The sequence below is a fragment of the Fibrobacter sp. UWEL genome (assembly GCF_900142535.1).
GTDB lineage: Bacteria > Fibrobacterota > Fibrobacteria > Fibrobacterales > Fibrobacteraceae > Fibrobacter.
Genome location: NZ_FRBE01000057.1, coordinates 1 through 1,371, shown reverse-complemented (window position 1 = coordinate 1,371; position 1,371 = coordinate 1). Strand labels below are relative to the sequence as shown.

At 51.5% G+C, this 1,371-nt stretch carries 1 protein-coding gene; it reads right to left on the bottom strand.

Annotated features, from left to right (window positions below; genetic code table 11):
• Window positions 1-70 precede the first annotated feature (70 nt).
• Window positions 71-1,255, bottom strand: coding sequence for a fibrobacter succinogenes major paralogous domain-containing protein (locus BUB59_RS14890; protein WP_073231435.1), 1,185 nt, complete (start codon window positions 1,253-1,255; stop codon window positions 71-73).
• Window positions 1,256-1,371: the final 116 nt, after the last annotated feature.

The window sequence follows — 1,371 nt, the reverse complement described above, 5'->3', positions numbered from 1 at the left end:
TTCACACGCCACTTCGCTGCGGCTCGACCATGCCATAACGCAAGCGTTCTGGCGAGGCACTCGCCTTGCTTCAGTTCTGGAGACAACGAACGGAGTAACCGAGGTTCTTACTGTGGTAGTCCATGTAGGCATACTCGTAGTAGTAGTACAAGCGCATGAAATAGGCGTAGCTGCTAGCGTCCTCGCTAGCAGACCAGAAGCTGGCGTGGTTGCCGGCATCGCGGAAATAGCCATTGTCGTTCCTGCCGCCAGCAGGGAGCGCGGAGAAGCCGTAGGTATCCGTTCCGTTGCCATTGCCGGACCAGCCACTGCCCGACTTAAGAGCCTTACCAGCAGCGCTGGAACCACCAACAGCCTTGAACAATGTTTGCCATTCGTCGTATGTTGGCAAATGCCAGCCGCTGGGACACACGCCTTGAACAACTGTCGGCAGCGTACAGGTCTCACCATAACCGCAGGTCTGAGGATTATCAGCATCATTTGCCAAGGCAACAGAGTCAATGGCTGCTGCCCAGGTGTAAAGGCGACCGGTTACATCACAATTTTCGGCCTTATCGTCATAGCACCAGGACTTACCCTTCAGGCTCGGCATTTTTGTAGAATCGGCATAGTTCAGGTTCTCGGCCATCCACACCTGATCACCGATCTTTACGGTCTTATAGGTCTTATTGTCGCGTTTATCAGTCATGGTGCCGTAGGTGATTTCCGGGTTCAGAAATTCATCCTTCGTCATATCAAAAAGACCGCGACTGCTGCTGGATTCCGGGTCGGAGCCCGGAATGACACTGGAGGAACTAGACCCTTCGACTTCGTTCAGGGTGACACTTGAAGAAGAACTGGATTCAATCGATGACGAAGAATTTACAGAGCTAGAAGACTTTTCGCTACTAGAGCTAACTACACTGCTACTGGACATCGGGTCGTCCTTCTTGCTGCTGGAAGAGCCTGGGTTGACAGAAGAAGAGGAACTGCCCGGCTTGACACTCGACGAGGAATCGTCGCCGTCCGTTTCGTCATCGGAAATCCATTTGCCGTCTTCGCAGATGTAGGCGGTCTTTTCATCCTTCACGTAGGCGGTAGCGCCCTCACGCTTGCCGCTGCAAACAGGCAAGTCATCGAAAGTCGCAACAACCAAATCGGCCTCAGAAACGGAACCATTTGCAGAGGTCCCGGAATTGGACTCGCCGTCACCGCAGGCCCAAAAGGCCAACGGGGCACAAAGCAGCGGAAGCATCAGCGAAATCTTTTTACGCATATAAAACTCCTAGGGTAAAATTATAATGGTTCACTTTTTTCAACAGAAAAATTTGCATTCTTAGTTGAACTTGTTTGACTTAGGCAACATTGCCCAAACGAACCTTCTTGAAATAT